Source organism: Pseudomonas sp. 58 R 3, from assembly GCF_900006605.1.
Lineage (GTDB): Bacteria > Pseudomonadota > Gammaproteobacteria > Pseudomonadales > Pseudomonadaceae > Aquipseudomonas > Aquipseudomonas salomonii.
This window is the reverse complement of record NZ_CVTT01000056.1, coordinates 1-16,564: the sequence shown is the minus strand read 5'-3', so window position 1 is coordinate 16,564 and position 16,564 is coordinate 1. Positions and strand designations below refer to the sequence as shown.

The window sequence follows — 16,564 nt, the reverse complement described above, 5'->3', positions numbered from 1 at the left end:
CATGATCCAACTTGAAACCATCCTGACCCCCGGCCGTTCCCTCGTGAACGCGCCGGGCGGCAGTAAGAAAAAAGCCCTCGAACACATCGCCAACCTGATCAGCCGTGAAGTGCCTGAGCTGGATGAGCAAGTCGTGTTCAAGGCCCTGATCGACCGTGAAAAACTGGGCTCCACCGGTTTTGGCAACGGCATCGCCATTCCTCACTGCCGCCTTGAAGGCTGCACCTCTCCCGTCAGTGCGTTATTGCACCTGCAGGAGAAAATCGATTTCGACGCCATCGACGGCGCCCCGGTTGACCTTCTGTTCGTTCTGCTGGTCCCGCAAGCCGCCACCGATGCGCACCTGGAACTGCTTCGGCAGATCGCCAGCATGCTCGACCGCAAGGACGTACGCGACAAACTGCGCAGCGCCAGCAGCAACGAGGCGCTTTACAAGGTTGTACTCGATGAGCAAAACAGGCAGTAATCATGCGTTTGATCATCGTCAGCGGCCGTTCCGGCTCGGGTAAAAGCACCGCCCTCAACGTCCTTGAGGACAACGGCTTCTATTGCATCGACAACCTGCCGGCGGGCCTGCTGCCGGAATTGGCCGAACGCGCCCTGATCCACACTGAACTGGCGCAGCCACTGGTGGCCGTCTCGATAGACGCCCGCAACCTGCCCAGCCACCTTGAGCGCTTCCCGCAGTTGCTTGAGGAAGTTCGCGCCAAGCATATTCATTGCGATGTGCTGTACCTGGATGCCGACGAGGAGACGCTACTCAAGCGCTTCTCCGAAACCCGTCGACGTCACCCCCTCAGCAGCCCGCATCGCTCTCTGGCCGAAGCCATCGAGGACGAGACCACGCTGCTGGGGCCGATCATTGACCTCGCTGACCTCAAGATCAACACCACCGGCTTGAACCTGTATCAATTGCGCGATGCGATCAAGCTGCGCCTGCTGAACCAGCCGGAGCCCGGCACGGCCTTTCTGGTTGAGTCGTTTGGGTTCAAGCGTGGGATGCCGGTGGATGCCGACCTGGTGTTCGACGTGCGCTGCCTGCCCAACCCTTACTGGAAACCTGAACTGCGTGATCAGTCTGGCTTGGATCAGCCGGTGGTCGAGTACCTGGCTGCGCAACCGGATGTCGAGGAAATGTTCCAGGATATCTCCAGCTACCTGCTCAAATGGTTACCGCGCTTTGCCGCAAGTAATCGGGCTTATGTCACCATTGCCATCGGCTGCACCGGCGGCCACCATCGCTCCGTCTACCTGACCGAACGCCTGGGCCAGGTGCTGCAACAAACCCTCAAGAACGTCCAGGTTCGCCACCGCGACCTTAGCTGAAAGGAACACCCCCGCGATGCCCGCTCTGGAAATTGAAATCATCAACAAGCTGGGCCTGCACGCCCGCGCCTCGGCTAAATTCGTCGGTGTTGCCGGGCAGTTCCCCTGCCAGATCCGCGCCGGGCGCACACCAGAGTCGATGGTCGACGGCAAAAGCATCATGGCCATGATGATGCTGGCTGCGGGCAAGGGCACCAAGATTCACTTGAGCACGGAAGGCGAACAAGAGCAGGAAGCGATGGACGCCCTGGTCAAGTTGATCAATAACTACTTTGACGAGGGTGAGTAAACCCACCCTTTGAGACAGGTGTGAGGCTGCAATGGCCTCACCCTAATGCAGTATCCATCACCATCATCAAGCAAAACCCGATGCACAAACCCAGGCTGGCAAGCTTTTCGTGACCGTTGCGGCGCGATTCCGGGATCACTTCGTGAGTCACCACCAACAACATCGCCCCCGCCGCCAGCGCGAGCCCCAGCGGCAACAGAACCTCAGCCAGGCTCACCAGCCACGCACACAGCACGGCAAACACCGGCTCGACCAGGCCTGACGCGGCGCCGATCAAGAACGCCTTGACCCGCGACATGCCCGCCCCAGCCAGCACCAGTGCAATCACCAAACCTTCCGGCACATCCTGCAAGGCAATGCCCATGGCCAGGCTGTCGGCGTCCGGCATGCCGCCACCGGCTGAAACGCCCACCGCCATGCCTTCCGGAATGTTATGGGCAATGATGGCGAACACAAACAGCCAGATACGCGGCGGAATAACCGGTTTATCCGGCGTGCCCACCAGCATTTCCGGGCTCGCGCCGGAAACCTTGCGGTCAACCAGATACAACCCGAACGCGCCGAGCATGATGCCGAAGCTGATCAAGCCACTGGCACCCCAAGGTGAGAGCCCGAGGCCTTCAGCGGCTGCAATACCGGGCACGATCAGCGAAAATGCCGTCGCCGCCAACATTACCCCGGCACCAAAGCCCAGCAAGGTATCGCTCAGCGCGACCGGCATGCGGCGTATGACCAGCACGGGCACCGCGCCCAGCGCAGTGCCGAGCGCGCAGATCGCCCCACCCTGCAAAGCGCGCAGGATACGCGGTTCAAGGTTCAGCCAGGCCAGCCCATGGGCCACCAGCAATGCAGTCCCTGCCAACAGCAACAGCGAGCCAAACGCATAACGAAACATTCGCCCGCTGCTGATCGCCAGTGTTTCAGTGCCCATAGTCGGCCTTAGATCTTGTTATAGGTTAAATATCAGGCCAGGGCGGCCTGGTAGCGTGCGGCGACTTCCGGCCAGTTGATCACGCTGTAGAAGGCGTTGATGTATTCCGGGCGACGGTTCTGATACAGCAGATAATAAGCGTGCTCCCACACGTCCAGGCCGAGGATCGGCGTGTTGCCGCTCATCAACGGGCTGTCCTGGTTACCACTGCTTTGCACCACCAGCGTCTTCTGCGGGGTGACGCTCAGCCAGGCCCAGCCGCTGCCGAAGCGGGTCAAGGCGGCCTTGGTGAAGGCCTCTTTGAAACTGTCGAAGCCGCCCAATTGCTCGTCGATGGCTTTGCCCAGTGCACCTTCGGGTTTGCCGCCGCCTTTTGGCGACATCACCGCCCAGAACAACGAGTGGTTCGCATGACCACCGCCCTGGTTGATCACGGCAGCACGCAGTTTTTCCGGCAGTTGCTCCACGCTGGACACCAACTTCTCTACCGGCCAACCCGCAAACTCCGTGCCTTCGACCGCAGCATTCAGGTTGTTGATGTAGGTCTGGTGATGCTTGGTGTAGTGGATCTCCATGGTTTGCGCATCGATATGCGGTTCCAGGGCATCGTAGGCGTAAGGCAGGGCAGGCAAGGTGTAGGTCATATCAATGTGCTCCGTAGTGTGGAGTGATCGGTTGCGCCGCAGCACCACCCAGCAGGCGATGGGTACGCGGGTATTCGCCGTGATCGCTGATGAAATTCAACAGTTCAACATAGGTCTTGCTGCTCTGGCGCAACGCCGCCTCGCGCAATTGCGGGCTCAGACGCGGGTCCTGCATGGTCTGCAGCAGCCGCTGGTGAATGGCGCAGAGGTATTCCGCACTTTCCTCCGGCTGGTTGAGGCGCAGGTGCAGGTCCGCCAGGTTGTGATGGGAAATGACGCAAGCCGCCACTGCTTCGTCGGCATCCGCCCAACGCTCGAACAACACTTGAGCCAGGGCCAGGGCTTGCAAATAGGCTTCGCGAGCGTCGACCAGCTCGCCCGCCATAAAACAGCGATTGGCCCGTTCGATCGTGCGTTTCCAGTGCTCCATGGTGAGCCTCCAAAGCAGGGTCGGTGATTACACGCCGCCGGCCGTGAGCTTTTCCGGGTCCAGCAGGATCTCCAGTTGGCTACGTGGCAAGTCGGTGTGCTCGAGGGCGACATCGATCACCGGGCGGCCTTGCTGATAGGCCTTCTTGGCGATTTCAGCGGCCTTTTGGTAACCAATGATCGGGTTTAGTGCGGTGACCAGGATCGGGTTGCGCGACAGCGCTTCCTTAAGCTTGGCTTCGTTGACCTTGAAGCTGGCAATGGCCTTGTCGGCCAGCAGGCGGCTGGAATTGGCCAGCAGTTCGAGGCTGCTGAGCAGGTTCTGGGCGATGATCGGCAGCATCACGTTCAATTCGAAGTTGCCGGACTGCCCCGCCACAGTGATTACCGTGTCATTGCCGATGACCTGGGCGGCAACCATGGCGGTGGCCTCCGGAATCACCGGGTTGACCTTGCCCGGCATGATCGAGGAGCCCGGCTGCAAGCCTTCCAGTTCGATCTCACCCAAGCCTGCGAGCGGGCCGGAGTTCATCCAGCGCAGGTCGTTGGCGATTTTCATCAGCGACACCGCGGTGGCCTTCAGCTGGCCGGAAACGGCGACGGCAGTGTCCTGGGAGCCGATCAGCGCAAACAGGTTTTTGCCCGGTGTGAATTTCACCCCGGTCAGGCTGCTCAGTTGCTGACTGAAACGCGCAGCAAATTCGGGGTGTGCATTGATCCCGGTGCCAACCGCTGTGCCACCCTGTGCCAAGGCCTGCAAGCTCGGCAGCAAATCCTGCAGGTGGCCGATATTGGCCTTGAGCTGTTGCGCCCAACCATTAAGCACCTGGCTCATGCGCACCGGCATGGCGTCCATCAGGTGCGTACGACCGGTCTTGATGAACGGGTGGACTTCTTCGGCCTTTTGCTCGATGACCTGTACCAAATGCAGCAAGGCCGGCAGCGTTTGCTCATGCAGCACCAAGGCTGCGCTGACGTGGATAGTGGTCGGGATAATGTCGTTGCTGCTTTGGCCACAGTTCACGTGATCATTGGGATTGACCGGCTCGCCCAGCAAGCGGCTGGCCAGGGTCGCAATCACCTCGTTGGCGTTCATGTTGGAACTGGTGCCGGAGCCGGTCTGGAAGATATCCACCGGGAAGTGCGGCATGAAGTTGCCTTCGAGCAGGCCCTGGGCCGCGTCAACGATGGCCTTGCCCTGCCCTTCGCTGATTTGCTTGAGGTCGACATTGACCTTGGCGGCGGCGGCCTTGGCCAGGATCAGGGCGCGAATGAATTGCGCCGGCATGCGTTGATGACTGATCGGAAAATTGTTCACCGCGCGCTGGGTTTGCGCGCCATACAGGGCCTCGGCGGGTACTTGCAGCTCGCCCATGCTGTCGCGTTCGATACGAGTGTTACTCATCGTTTGATCCTTGCACCAGGTCGGAGTGAGAAATAGACGGCAGCAATTGGCAGGTCGCCAATTGCCAGGCAAAGGTCTGCCAGCGCTTGAGGCGGCAGGCACAGTGGGAAAGTTTTTCCAGGTCGCGCAGTGGGCGCCAGGCCTGGTCCAGGCACATGGATCGCCAGTGCCAGGGCAAGGCGATGTCGCCGGCGGTGTCGATCAAAAGACGGAATGACGTTTCGGCGATCGTCCACGGATGGGTCGCGGTGCAGCACGCCAGGTATCGCCCCTCGTTGAGGTAATGTTCGATCAGGCGCGGCTCATTGGGATCGAGACCGCAGCGAATCTGACGACTCATCCAACGCCAACTTTCCAGGTACGGATCCTCATGCAGGACAGAACTCATGATCCACGCTCATTCGGTAATGATATTTATTATTAAATGATATTGAGAATCAAAACAAGCATGGCAAATCGCAGCCATTAAAAAAGGCACGCCATCTCGAGGATGGCGTGCCTTTTCATGAAGCGTCGCGCCGTTAACTGCCGGCGACGGTCATTCGCTCAATCAGCACCGAACCGGTGCGAATGTTGCTGCGCAGCTCAAGGTCATTCCCCACTGCGACGATCTGCTTGAACATATCGCGCATGTTGCCGGCAATCGTCACTTCCTGGACAGCGAACTGAATCTCGCCATTTTCTACCCAGAAACCCGCCGCGCCGCGCGAGTAATCACCGGTCACCATGTTCAGGCCACTGCCCATCAGCTCGGTGACCAGCAGACCGCGCCCCATACGACGCAACAACGCTGCCTGGTCTTCGTCGCCATGGGTGACGAACAGGTTGTGCACGCCCCCGGCATTCGCCGTGCTTGGCAGGCCCAGCTTGCGACCGGCGTAAGTGCCCAGTACGTAGGACACCAACTCGCCGTTCTCGACGAACGGTTTGGCATAGGTGGCCAGGCCATCACCGTCGAATGCCGAACTGCCCATGGCACGCATCAAATGCGGGCGCTCATCGAGGGTCAGCCATTCAGGAAACAGCTTCTGGCCAATCGCACCCTCAAGGAACGAGGATTTTCGGTACAGATTGCCGCCGGAAATCGCGCCCAGGAAACTGCCGAACAACCCACCGGCCAGCTCAGCCGAAAACAGCACCGGCACTTCACAGGTTGGTACCGGGCGCGCGCCCAGGCGGCTGGCTGCACGTTGCGCCGCGCGCTGGCCGATGCTGACCGGATCGGCCAGCAATTCGCCCTGACGGCTCACGTCGTACCAGTAATCGCGCTGCATCTGGCCATTGGCTTCGGCGATCATCACGCAGCTCAAGCTATGCCGAGTGGAGGCATAACCGCCGATAAAACCATGGCTGTTACCGTACACACGGCAGCCTTGATGTGTGCTCAACGTGGTGCCATCGGCGTTCTTGATGCGGGCATCGGCATCAAACGCGGCGGCTTCGCAGATCAGCGCCTTTTCGATCGCTTGCTCGGGCGTGATGTCCCAGGCGTGAAACAGATCGAAGTCCTTCAAGTCCTTGGCCATCAGTGCTTTGTCGGCCAGGCCCGAGCTTTCATCTTCGGAAGTGTGCTTGGCAATCGCCAGCGCGGCCGCGACGGTTTCACGAATCGCTTCCGGCCCACTGGCGGAGGTACTGGCCGAGCCTTTGCGCTGCCCGGCATACAACGTGATACCAAAACCCTGGTCGCGATTGAACTCGACGGTTTCCACTTCACGCTGGCGCACCGACGTCGACAGCCCCTGCTCCAGCGAAACGGCTACTTCACAGGCACTGGCCCCCTGGCGCTTGGCCTCGGCAAGGATCTGCTCGACTTGTTCCTGCAGTGCCGGTAACGCTTGCGGACCGACGCTTTGGGCTGCACTCATGGTTTTCTCCACTCAAATTCTGCTTTCGGTTAAGGCCATCGAGCGACCGGGCCGGACAAGCGGCCCCCGACTGGTTATCATGGCGGCGTTTCTTTGCGGACTGCCACCATGGTTGATTCTTACGACGACTCCCTCGATGGGGAGAAAAGCAAAACCCAGGTCAAACGCGAGCTGCATGCGCTGGTTGACCTCGGCGAGCGTCTTACAACGCTCAAGAAAGACTTGATTGCCAAATTGCCATTGACCGACGAAATGCGCCGGGCGCTTGCGGATGCTCCCAAGCACACCGCGAATATCGCGCGTAAGCGGCACATCATGTTTATCGGCAAGCTGATGCGCGATCAGGACACTGACGCGATTCTGGCGTTGCTTGATCAAACCGATGCCTCCACTCGCCAATACAACGAACGCTTCCATAACCTGGAGCGCTGGCGTGACCGCCTGATTTCGGGCGATGACGCGGTGCTGGAGAAATTCGTGCTGGACTACCCGGACGCGGACCGCCAGCAACTGCGCTCCCTGATCCGTCAGGCCCAGCACGAGCAGGCGCATAACAAGGCGCCGGCCACCAGCCGTAAAATCTTCAAGTACATCCGTGAGCTGGACGAGACTCAACGCGGCCTGCGTTGATCCTCTTCCCCGGGTGGCGTTCTTCGCCACCCGAAGCTTGGGCCATTACGACCCCGTGCCACCCACGGTGATCGCATCGATTTTCAAGGTTGGCTGACCGACGCCGACCGGCACCGACTGCCCATCCTTACCGCACGTGCCCACACCGCTGTCCAGCGACAGGTCGTTACCGACCATCGACACCTTGCTCATCGCTTCCGGCCCATTGCCAATCAACGTCGCCCCTTTGACCGGCGCGGTAATCTTGCCGTCTTCGATCAGGTACGCTTCGCTGGTGGAGAACACGAACTTGCCGCTGGTGATATCCACCTGGCCGCCGCCGAGGTTGGCGCAGTAGATCCCGCGTTTTACCGAGGCGATGATTTCTGCGGGGTCGCTTTCGCCACCGAGCATGTAGGTGTTGGTCATGCGCGGCATCGGCAGGTGCGCATACGACTCGCGACGGCCGTTGCCAGTGCGTGCCACACCCATCAGGCGGGCGTTGAGCTTGTCTTGCATGTAGCCCTTGAGCACGCCGTTTTCAATCAGCGTGGTGCATTCGGTCGGCGTGCCTTCGTCGTCGACACTCAGCGAGCCACGCCGGCCGGCCAGGGTGCCGTCATCGACGATGGTGCAGAGCTTGGACGCAACCATTTCACCCATGCGCCCGCTGTAGGCCGAACTGCCTTTGCGGTTGAAGTCACCTTCCAGGCCATGGCCAACGGCTTCGTGCAGCAGCACGCCGGACCAGCCCGAGCCCAACACCACCGGCAAAGTACCGGCCGGCGCCGGAATGGCTTCCAGGTTGACCAGCGCCTGACGCAGCGCTTCACGGGCATACCCCATGGCGCGGTCGTCAGTGAGGAAATAACGGTAGTCGGTACGCCCGCCACCGCCATGGCCACCGCGCTCGCGGCGACCATTCTGCTCGACAATGACACTCACGTTAAAACGCACCAGCGGCCGCACGTCTGCCGCCAGCCCGCCGTCCGTGGACGCCACCAGAATGCGCTCCCACACCCCGGCCATGCTCACGGTCACCTGCTGAATACGCGGGTCGAGGGCGCGGGTGGCGGCGTCGATACGCTTGAGCAATTCAACCTTTTCCGCGCGGCTGATCACTTCCAGCGGGTTATCCGGTGCGTACAGCTGGGCCACGTCCTGAGTGCTGAAGGCCTGCACGGTGCCATTCTGACCAGCGCGGGAAATCGAGCGCGCCGCACGCGCCGCCAGGCCCAGGGCTTCAAGGGTGATGGCGTTGCTGTAGGCAAAACCGGTCTTTTCACCGGATTGCGCGCGCACGCCTACGCCTTGATCAAGATTGAAACTGCCTTCCTTGACGATGCCGTCTTCAAGGGCCCACGACTCGGAAATCTGGCCCTGGAAATACAGGTCGGCCGCGTCGATGCCTGGCCCGGCCAGATCACCGAGCACGGTTTGCAAACTTTCGATGGTCACGCCACCGGGTGCCAGGAGGTGTTCACTGACTGAGGACAACAACTCGCTCATAGGTTTGGCCTTAAATTCATCGTTCTGAAGCAGGCCGCTGCGCGCCCTGCGAGAAAAAGCGCCGATGATTGACCACCGGCATGCGCGTCCTTATCGACGCCTGTTCACTGCTATCACGTTCGGCCAACAACACCGCTTCGCCTTGATCCTGTTGTGCCAGCACACGCCCCCAAGGGTCGACAATGGCTGCGTGGCCAAAGGTTTCCCGTGGCCCCGGGTGCACACCGCCTTGAGCGGCGGCCAGTAAATAGCACTGGGTTTCGATGGCTCGTGCCCGAATCAGTACATCCCAATGTGCAGCGCCGGTCACCGCCGTAAAGGCCGAAGGCGCGGTAATCAACTCCGCCCCCGCTGCACGCAGTTCGCTGTAAAGCTCGGGGAACCGCAGGTCGTAGCACACCGTCAGGCCCAAACGCCCCACCGGTGTGTCCGCCACCACCACATTGCTGCCGAAAGCATAGTCGTCGGATTCACGATAACGGCCCCTGGCATCTGCAACGTCGACATCAAACAGGTGCAATTTGTCGTAACGGGCGACGATTTCGCCCTGATCATCGATCAATAGCGAGCAAGCGTTTGACTTGGCGTGCGGTTGGTCCTGGGGCGGCAACGGCAAAGTGCCGGCCACTATCCATAAGGTGAGGTCGCGGGCGGTCTGTTTCAACCATGGCAGGATCGGGCCTTCGCCCAAGGCTTCGGCGCGACCAATATCGGCCACGTCGCGGCGGCCCATGGCGGCGAAGTTTTCCGGCAGTACCGCAAGCTTGGCCCCGCCCGCTGCCGCTTGCGCCAGCAAGCGCCGGGCCTGGGCCAGGTTGGCCAGCACATCGCTCTGGCTGACCATTTGAATTACCGCAAAGGACATGGGCCGACACTCCGTAATAGGCATGCGGCCATGCTACTCCACAGGCTCTCAGTTTGGCTTTTCAAATGGCTTGTCGAAGGTGATTTTTGGATCCTTCCACGGGCCCTGCACCTTGTATTGCACGCTGGCGAAGCGCGAAACACGGTCACCGATCAGCTTGTCGATCAGGAACAACGCGCCGCCAATGGCGGGCGCGCCGACAATCAGCGCAGCAATCGGCAGGTTGTTGGTCACCGGCAACGTGACCAGCAGTTTGGCGTCGACGCGGTCAGCCACCAGGTCCAGGGTGCCATTGAGTTCCAGGTTGGTGGAAGGGCCGGTCATGGTGATGGGTTCACGGGTGACGAACACCCCATCACTGGCGGCCAGCAAGCCTTTGACCCGGTCATAACTCAAGCCCTTGCCAAGCAGGTCCGAGAAGTCCAGGCGCAACCGGCGACCGATGGAGTTGAAGTTGAGCAAACCAAACACACGCAGGGCCTGGGCGCCACCTTCAACTTCGACAAACTGGCCTTTACGAAATGCCGCATCCAGGCTACCGGAGAAACGCTTGGGGCCCACCCACGCCGGCGAACCCGGCCAACGGCCATCCACATCCAGGTGGAAGTCTTCGCTGGTCACGGTCGGCGCAAAGCCCCAGCCCTTGAGCACATCGGCAATGTTCTTGCCGTCCAGGCGGCCCTTGTACCAACTGCTGCTGGCCCCCGGCGCGCCTTCCCAACCGCCGGCACCGTTAAGCTGCATGCCCTTGAGGTCGAGGTTGAGGTTGTTGAAGGCCAGGCCTTTGGCAGTCGGGCGGATCTTCAGCGACCAGGCGCCCACCAGATCGGGGCCCTGGAATAGCTGGTTGATCGCGATATCCAGCGCAGGGATGTCCTTGGGGTCGATATCCGCCAACGGGTCCGGTGCGTTTTCGTCGGCCTGCACGGTCGGGTCCACAGCCGGCAGTTTTACGTATTGCAGGTTGATCGCAATCGGCGCGCCCTTGGCGTCCGGCAGGTTGACCGTGCCCTTGGCCTGCTGGCTGTCGAGCTGCAAGCCCCAGGCGGCGGGCTTGCGGTCGAGCTGAAGATTGGCCTGATCCAGCTGGGTGCCAAAACCGGTCAGTTTGCTCACTTTGAAGTCGGCACCACTGAGCAATTGCTTGGCGCTGCCGCCCGGGTCGTTACCGGCGTAACGGTTGGCCAGTTGTTTCCACGGGTCGATGTCCAGTTCCGACAGCACACCGCGAATACGCAAACCTTTGGCTGCGGGCAATACGGCATTGCCGGCGCCAAGGAACAACTCCCCGCGCCCGTCATTGAATTTGTCCGGCGGCGAGGCAAAGGTGAAGCTCGCCAGCTCGCCATAATCGAACCAGTAACGCCGCTCGGCACCCTGCAAGGTCATGCGAAACACACTGTCACGGCCTTGGTTGGCGGGCATGCCGAAGGGCGCCGGCAGGTCTACCGCCACACCTTTCATAGTGGAGCTGACCATCAGTTGGCTGTCGGCGCCGTCGAGCGTGAGCTGCAGCTGGTACGGAATATCACCGGACACCGGCAACGGTTGGCTGATTTTCAACCAATCGGTCAGGCGTTTGACCGTGACCTGGCCTTTGGCGGTGACGCGGGTACTGATGTTGCCCGACTTGCCATCGGCAGCAATTTGCGCGGTGATCGGCCGATCGAATGCCTGGGCCGAGATGTTCTGGCCACTCAAGCCCTTGCTGCTGTCGAAGCGGAAGTCGCCCTTGAGCTGTGTCAGGTCCAAGGTCGGCTCCGCCAATTGCAAACGGGCTTTGTCGGTCTTGAAGTCCACCACGATCCTGGGCTCGGTGCCTTTGACCAGCGGAATGTCCAGGTCCAGGTTGCCTTGCAGGTCCCCGTCGCCCTTCCAGCCGGCAAAGGTTGACCCTGTACCTATCGGCGCATCCTGCAGGATCTTCAGACCATCACCCAGGCAGCCCGAAAACCCGCCGGTGATCAGCAAGTGGCTGTCTTTACCGGCCGGTGCGTGGGGAATATTGACGTAGACGTCCTTGACCTTGGTGTCGAGCAACTGGCCCTTGCTGGCCAGGATGCGCACGCCGCTCTCCTCGACGAACACTTCGCCATTGACCTTGCTCACATGCGGCCAACCCGGCTGGAAGGCCAGTTCGGCGTCATGCACCTTGAAGAACAAGCTGATGTTGCGCGCAGCGGGCAGCGCGTCATGGTTGAGCGAGCCCTGGTACTGGAAGAACCCTTGGTCCACCGCACCTTTGAGAATTGCGGTGCGCAGCCATTCATCCAGGGACGGGCTCAACACGGCCGGCAAATACTTGGGCGTGAAACGGCCATCGCCATCGACCATACCGACCCGCAGGTCCATGTAATCTTCCTGGGCATGGTCAAAATGCAGGCGAATCAAGAAGTCGGCAGCCACTTTGCCCTCTTCGCCCAGCACCTTGATGTACGGGGCTATCAGGGTGAAGCCTTCCTTATCCAGCTTCCATGTCAGGCGTGCGTTGGCCTGGATGTACTGCCAGGGCTTGGCGAAGATCGGGTACAGGTGCAGGGAAAAATCCTTGCTGTCCATACGCAACTCACCCTGGCCCAAATCGCCACTGATGCTCCCGGATACGTTCCGTGCGGCCGGCGCACCGAAGTACGCGTCAAAACCGATGCGCTCAAGGTTGGCGGCGAAGCTGACTTTTTTATCGGTGGTGTCCTGCGGGCGGAAATCCACCAACAGATTGCGCAACACGCCCGTGGCCTTCAGGTGCTCGATGGTTTTGGCAAAACCTTCCGGCAATGGCGCCAGGGCATTCAACAGCGGGGTAATCGGGGTGAGGTCAAGACGATCAGCCTGAAGCTTCCAGGTTTCCAGGTCTTTGTCGGTTGCCACGCTTTGTTGCAGTTGCAGGTGTGACTCCCAACGGGTGTCGCCGATGTTCATCGCCAGCGAATCGAACAACACCTTTAGGCCACTGTCACTGCGTTGCAGGTAGGCGGTCAGGGCGAGGTTTTCGATATGCACAGGCTTGCGGTCGGCGTAACTGCCCTTTACTTGCGCTGAGTTGAGGCGCACCACGGCACTTTGCACGGTGCCCTTGGCCCAATTGAGCCAGAACTCGCCACCGGCTTTGAACTGGGCGAGCTTCCATTGCTGGGTCAGCCTGGCGGGAATCCATTTGGCCCAGTCACTTTGGGGCAGGCTCAGGTAGGCTTCGACTTCACCCTCTTTCCATGCGCTGGCGCGAATACGGCTGCGCAGGCTCAGGGCCAGAGGCTGGCCGTCCGGCAGGGTGAGGCGCGCATCCAGGCGTTGGCGGGTGTTGCCGGTATGCAGGCTCAGGCCCACATAGGTCAGGGTCAATGGCGCCTGGTCGAACGGCTGCAATGTCACCTGGCTGTCGAGCAACGACACGCGCTTGACCATCTGCATGCGCGTGAGCAACTGCTGCGGGTCCAGCGGCTGGTCGTCCTGTACCGGCAAACCTTGCAGCGCCCAGTGGCCGTCCTGGTCTTCCTTGACACTCAACTGCAGGCCGCTGACTTCGAGGTGGGCGATACGCACTTCGCGGGCCATCAGACTGGCCCAGATATCCGGCACCACTTCAACCTGATCCAGGCGCAAGGCGCTGTTGCCTTCGCCGACCATCACGTCGTGGGCCATCAATATCGGCGCGAAACCACTCCAGCGCCCTTCGAGGCTGCCGATGTGCAGGGGCATTTGCACCGCAGCCTGTGCCTTGGCTTCAACTTCGGCGCGGTACTCCGCCACCAGTGGGACCAACTCACGACCCAGGCTCACGTACACCGCCGCCAATACCAGCAGCAAGGCGCACAGGCCCAGGCCCCAACGGGTCAAGGCGGCAAAAAAGCGTGTCAGACGCTCCATGTCAGGCGACCCTCAAGGCAGTTAGCGGACGGCAGATCAATGCCTGCCGGTCTCGAATAAAGAAAGCGATTGGGGATCAGAGCAGCACCACGTCGTATTGTTCCTGGGAATACATGGTTTCGACCTGGAAACGAATAGTGCGCCCGATAAAACCCTCCAGCTCAGCGACGTTACCGGACTCTTCATCCAGCAATCGGTCGACCACTTTCTGGTTGGCAAGCACTCTATAGCCTTCGGCCTGGTAGGCACGTGCCTCCCGTAAGATTTCGCGGAAAATCTCGTAGCAAACCGTTTCCGGGGTCTTCAGTTTGCCGCGTCCCTGGCAACTGCTGCACGGCTCGCAGAGCACTTGCTCAAGGCTTTCGCGGGTGCGCTTGCGGGTCATCTGCACCAGGCCAAGCTCGGTGATGCCGATGATATTGGTCTTGGCGTGGTCGCGCTCCAGTTGCTTCTCCAGGGTGCGCAGCACTTGGCGCTGGTGCTCTTCGTCTTCCATGTCGATGAAGTCGATGATGATGATGCCGCCCAGGTTGCGCAGGCGCAGCTGACGGGCAATCGCAGTGGCCGCTTCGAGGTTGGTCTTGAAGATGGTTTCTTCGAGGTTGCGATGGCCCACGAACGCGCCAGTATTGACGTCGATGGTGGTCATGGCCTCCGCCGGGTCCACCACCAAATAGCCGCCGGACTTGAGCGGCACTTTGCGCTCCAGGGCTTTCTGGATTTCATCTTCGACACCATACAGGTCGAAGATCGGTCGCTCGCCAGGGTAATGCTCCAGGCGGTCGGCAATTTCCGGCATCAGCTCGGCGACAAATTGCGTGGTGCGCTGGAAGGTTTCCCGCGAGTCGATGCGAATTTTCTCGATCTTGGGGCTGACCAGATCACGCAAGGTACGCAACGCCAGACCTAGGTCTTCATAGATGACGCTCGGCGCACCAATGGTTTTGATCTGTGCGCCGATCTGGTCCCACAGCCTGCGCAGGTAGCGGATGTCCATGAGGATTTCGTCGGCGCCGGCGCCTTCAGCTGCGGTACGCAGGATAAACCCGCCGGCTTCCTTGATGCCTTCGGCCGCTACGCAGTCGCTGACCACCTTTTTCAGGCGCTCACGCTCGGCTTCGTCTTCGATCTTGAGGGAAATACCCACATGCGCGGTACGCGGCATGTACACCAGATAGCGCGAAGGAATCGACAGTTGCGTAGTGAGCCGCGCGCCTTTGGAGCCGATGGGGTCCTTGGTGACCTGCACCACCAGGCTCTGCCCTTCGTGCACCAGGGCGCTGATGCTTTCCACTGCTGGGCCTTCACGCAGGGAGATTTCCGAGGCGTGGATAAACGCAGCACGGTCCAGGCCGATGTCGACGAAAGCCGCCTGCATGCCCGGCAATACGCGCACCACTTTGCCTTTATAGATATTGCCGACGATCCCGCGCTTCTGGGTGCGCTCGACGTGCACTTCTTGCAGAACACCGTTTTCTACCACCGCCACGCGCGATTCCATCGGCGTGATATTGATCAGAATCTCTTCACTCATGGCTGGGTCTCGTTCAGGCGTTTTCACAATAGTGACCGATCGCTTAAGGCTTGGCGCGCAAATAAAGGCGTTCAGCGCGCGGTAAGGTTTTGCCAACAGGGTATGCCGAATTGGTCGAGCAGTTGCGCGGTTTCGCACACCGGCAGGCCGACCACAGCGGAATAGCTGCCATTGAGCCCGGCGACAAACACCGAACCCAGCCCTTGGATAGCATAGCCGCCCGCCTTGTCCGCAGGTTCGCCACTGTGCCAGTAGGTTGTAGCTTCCTCGACAGAAATAGTGCGAAAACCTACACGACTGCTTACACAACGGGTTTCGCAGCGCTGGCCGTCGGTGAGGGCAATGGCGGTGAGCACTTCATGTTCACGACCGGAAAGCGCCAACAGCATCGCCAAGGCATCGGCCTGGTCCACGGGCTTGCCAAGGATCTGGCCATCCACGATCACCGCCGTATCGGCGCCCAGCACACAGACGCCCGAGGTGTGTGCAAGCGCGGCAAAACCCGCCGTGGCCTTGCCGCGCGCAAGGCGCTCGACGTAGGCAACGGCGGGTTCATGGGTAAGAGGGGTTTCATCAATGGCGGCGCTGACCACGGTGAAAGGCACACCGATCTGGGTCAACAGTTCACGCCGCCTCGGGGAGCCCGAGGCCAGGTAAAGCGAATTCATTGCAGACTCTCCCTGTAGGGTTCGATAACCAGGCAGAGCCTCGCAATCCATTCAATTGATTTTATAGCGACGACGTAACCCACGCAGGCCGAAACTGACCCAAGGCCACAACAGCGCACTGACCAACGCCGGCAACACCAGCGCCAAGGTCGGTTGGCGGTTGCCGGTCAAGGCGCTGAGCCACAGTTGCACCAACTGCGCGAGGCCGAAGATCACCAGGATCACCAGGCACTGTTGCCACATCGGGAACATGCGCAAACGCTGCTGCAACGACAGCACCAGGAAGGTAATCAGCGTGAGGATCAATGCATTCTGACCCAGCAAGGTGCCATAGAGCACGTCTTCCGCCAAGCCCAGGCACATTGCCGTAACCATCCCGACTTTGTGCGGCAGCGTCAGCGACCAGAAGGCCAGCAGCAACGCCAGCCAGAGCGGTCGCAGGATCTCCATGAATTGCGGCAGCGGCGAAACGCTGAGCAGCAAACCGATGGCGAAAGTCAGCCAGACGATCCAGCCATTACGCGAATGAGTACCGGCCATTATTCCTCCCTCTGCCGCGTGGTTGCCGGGGCTGCGGCCGCTGGCCGAGCGGCAGGCGTGGCGGCAGGCGTTGTCGCAGGCGG

At 60.6% G+C, this 16,564-nt stretch carries 16 protein-coding genes; 4 read left to right on the top strand and 12 right to left on the bottom strand.

What is annotated here, in order from left to right; translation table 11 throughout:
• The first annotated feature begins 1 nt into the window (after position 1).
• Genes ptsN through BFP92_RS15975 form a run of 3 tightly spaced genes read left to right on the top strand, consistent with a single transcriptional unit; the run spans position 2 to position 1,615 of the window.
• The gene (gene ptsN / locus BFP92_RS15985; RefSeq protein ID WP_065930280.1) at positions 2 to 466 is read left to right on the top strand and encodes a PTS IIA-like nitrogen regulatory protein PtsN; all 465 of its coding nucleotides are present in this window, start codon (positions 2 to 4) and stop codon (positions 464 to 466) included.
• Between the two features lie 2 nt (positions 467 to 468).
• Complete coding sequence (rapZ, locus tag BFP92_RS15980; RefSeq protein WP_065930279.1) at positions 469 to 1,326, top strand: RNase adapter RapZ; 858 nt, start codon at positions 469 to 471, stop codon at positions 1,324 to 1,326.
• Positions 1,327 to 1,342: 16 nt separating this feature from the next.
• A complete protein-coding gene (locus BFP92_RS15975; protein ID WP_065930278.1) occupies positions 1,343 to 1,615 on the top strand; it encodes an HPr family phosphocarrier protein in 273 nt (90 codons plus the stop codon).
• A gap of 37 nt (positions 1,616 to 1,652) precedes the next feature.
• On the opposite strand, the gene BFP92_RS15970 is transcribed toward BFP92_RS15975, so the two are convergent.
• The 6 genes from BFP92_RS15970 to pmbA all read right to left on the bottom strand — a co-directional run bounded on the left by BFP92_RS15970 (position 1,653) and on the right by pmbA (position 6,892).
• On the bottom strand, positions 1,653 to 2,546 hold the full coding sequence (locus BFP92_RS15970; protein ID WP_065930277.1) for a ZIP family metal transporter: 894 nt from the start codon (positions 2,544 to 2,546) through the stop codon (positions 1,653 to 1,655).
• 32 nt (positions 2,547 to 2,578) lie between these two features.
• Positions 2,579 to 3,190: a superoxide dismutase gene (locus tag BFP92_RS15965; protein ID WP_065930276.1), complete on the bottom strand. Its 612-nt coding sequence runs from the start codon at positions 3,188 to 3,190 to the stop codon at positions 2,579 to 2,581.
• 1 nt (position 3,191) lies between these two features.
• A complete protein-coding gene (locus BFP92_RS15960) occupies positions 3,192 to 3,620 on the bottom strand; it encodes a hypothetical protein (RefSeq protein WP_065930275.1) in 429 nt (142 codons plus the stop codon).
• A 27-nt stretch (positions 3,621 to 3,647) separates the two neighbouring features.
• Entirely contained in the window at positions 3,648 to 5,024 is a 1,377-nt protein-coding gene (locus BFP92_RS15955; protein ID WP_065930274.1) for a class II fumarate hydratase, read from the bottom strand.
• Complete coding sequence (locus BFP92_RS15950) at positions 5,017 to 5,412, bottom strand: FagA protein (protein WP_065930273.1); 396 nt, start codon at positions 5,410 to 5,412, stop codon at positions 5,017 to 5,019. Before BFP92_RS15950 ends, BFP92_RS15955 begins: the two co-directional genes overlap by 8 nt.
• A 133-nt stretch (positions 5,413 to 5,545) precedes the next feature.
• On the bottom strand, positions 5,546 to 6,892 hold the full coding sequence (gene pmbA, locus BFP92_RS15945; RefSeq protein ID WP_065930272.1) for a metalloprotease PmbA: 1,347 nt from the start codon (positions 6,890 to 6,892) through the stop codon (positions 5,546 to 5,548).
• Between the two features lie 108 nt (positions 6,893 to 7,000).
• On the opposite strand from pmbA, the gene yjgA reads away from it, so the two are divergent.
• On the top strand, positions 7,001 to 7,522 hold the full coding sequence (yjgA, locus tag BFP92_RS15940; RefSeq protein ID WP_017138246.1) for a ribosome biogenesis factor YjgA: 522 nt from the start codon (positions 7,001 to 7,003) through the stop codon (positions 7,520 to 7,522).
• 45 nt (positions 7,523 to 7,567) lie between these two features.
• On the opposite strand, the gene tldD is transcribed toward yjgA, so the two are convergent.
• The 6 genes from tldD to mreD all read right to left on the bottom strand — a co-directional run bounded on the left by tldD (position 7,568) and on the right by mreD (position 16,481).
• Positions 7,568 to 9,010: a metalloprotease TldD gene (tldD, locus tag BFP92_RS15935; protein WP_012722229.1), complete on the bottom strand. Its 1,443-nt coding sequence runs from the start codon at positions 9,008 to 9,010 to the stop codon at positions 7,568 to 7,570.
• A gap of 16 nt (positions 9,011 to 9,026) precedes the next feature.
• The gene (locus BFP92_RS15930; RefSeq protein ID WP_065930271.1) at positions 9,027 to 9,875 is read right to left on the bottom strand and encodes a carbon-nitrogen hydrolase family protein; all 849 of its coding nucleotides are present in this window, start codon (positions 9,873 to 9,875) and stop codon (positions 9,027 to 9,029) included.
• Positions 9,876 to 9,923: 48 nt separating this feature from the next.
• Positions 9,924 to 13,739 (bottom strand): YhdP family protein, encoded by a 3,816-nt coding sequence (locus BFP92_RS15925; RefSeq protein WP_065930270.1) that lies wholly within the window; start codon positions 13,737 to 13,739, stop codon positions 9,924 to 9,926.
• A gap of 76 nt (positions 13,740 to 13,815) precedes the next feature.
• Entirely contained in the window at positions 13,816 to 15,273 is a 1,458-nt protein-coding gene (gene rng, locus BFP92_RS15920; protein ID WP_010213134.1) for a ribonuclease G, read from the bottom strand.
• A 71-nt stretch (positions 15,274 to 15,344) separates the two neighbouring features.
• Positions 15,345 to 15,941 (bottom strand): Maf family protein, encoded by a 597-nt coding sequence (locus tag BFP92_RS15915; protein ID WP_065930269.1) that lies wholly within the window; start codon positions 15,939 to 15,941, stop codon positions 15,345 to 15,347.
• Positions 15,942 to 15,992: 51 nt separating this feature from the next.
• Complete coding sequence (mreD, locus tag BFP92_RS15910; protein WP_017138250.1) at positions 15,993 to 16,481, bottom strand: rod shape-determining protein MreD; 489 nt, start codon at positions 16,479 to 16,481, stop codon at positions 15,993 to 15,995.
• Between the last annotated feature and the right edge of the window lie 83 nt (positions 16,482 to 16,564).

Excerpts from the sequence above, each read along its gene's own strand:
- pmbA (WP_065930272.1), bottom strand. The coding sequence starts at position 6,892 with ATGAGTGCAGCCCAAAGCGTCGGTCCGCAAGCGTTACCGGCACTGCAG.
- rng (WP_010213134.1), bottom strand. The coding sequence starts at position 15,273 with ATGAGTGAAGAGATTCTGATCAATATCACGCCGATGGAATCGCGCGTG.
- BFP92_RS15925 (WP_065930270.1), bottom strand. The coding sequence starts at position 13,739 with ATGGAGCGTCTGACACGCTTTTTTGCCGCCTTGACCCGTTGGGGCCTG.
- BFP92_RS15960 (WP_065930275.1), bottom strand. The coding sequence starts at position 3,620 with ATGGAGCACTGGAAACGCACGATCGAACGGGCCAATCGCTGTTTTATG.
- rapZ (WP_065930279.1), top strand. The coding sequence starts at position 469 with ATGCGTTTGATCATCGTCAGCGGCCGTTCCGGCTCGGGTAAAAGCACC.
- BFP92_RS15915 (WP_065930269.1), bottom strand. The coding sequence starts at position 15,941 with ATGAATTCGCTTTACCTGGCCTCGGGCTCCCCGAGGCGGCGTGAACTG.
- ptsN (WP_065930280.1), top strand. The coding sequence starts at position 2 with ATGATCCAACTTGAAACCATCCTGACCCCCGGCCGTTCCCTCGTGAAC.
- BFP92_RS15955 (WP_065930274.1), bottom strand. The coding sequence starts at position 5,024 with ATGAGTAACACTCGTATCGAACGCGACAGCATGGGCGAGCTGCAAGTA.
- BFP92_RS15965 (WP_065930276.1), bottom strand. The coding sequence starts at position 3,190 with ATGACCTACACCTTGCCTGCCCTGCCTTACGCCTACGATGCCCTGGAA.
- BFP92_RS15930 (WP_065930271.1), bottom strand. The coding sequence starts at position 9,875 with ATGTCCTTTGCGGTAATTCAAATGGTCAGCCAGAGCGATGTGCTGGCC.
- BFP92_RS15975 (WP_065930278.1), top strand. The coding sequence starts at position 1,343 with ATGCCCGCTCTGGAAATTGAAATCATCAACAAGCTGGGCCTGCACGCC.
- yjgA (WP_017138246.1), top strand. The coding sequence starts at position 7,001 with ATGGTTGATTCTTACGACGACTCCCTCGATGGGGAGAAAAGCAAAACC.
- tldD (WP_012722229.1), bottom strand. The coding sequence starts at position 9,010 with ATGAGCGAGTTGTTGTCCTCAGTCAGTGAACACCTCCTGGCACCCGGT.
- mreD (WP_017138250.1), bottom strand. The coding sequence starts at position 16,481 with ATGGCCGGTACTCATTCGCGTAATGGCTGGATCGTCTGGCTGACTTTC.
- BFP92_RS15950 (WP_065930273.1), bottom strand. The coding sequence starts at position 5,412 with ATGAGTTCTGTCCTGCATGAGGATCCGTACCTGGAAAGTTGGCGTTGG.
- BFP92_RS15970 (WP_065930277.1), bottom strand. The coding sequence starts at position 2,546 with ATGGGCACTGAAACACTGGCGATCAGCAGCGGGCGAATGTTTCGTTAT.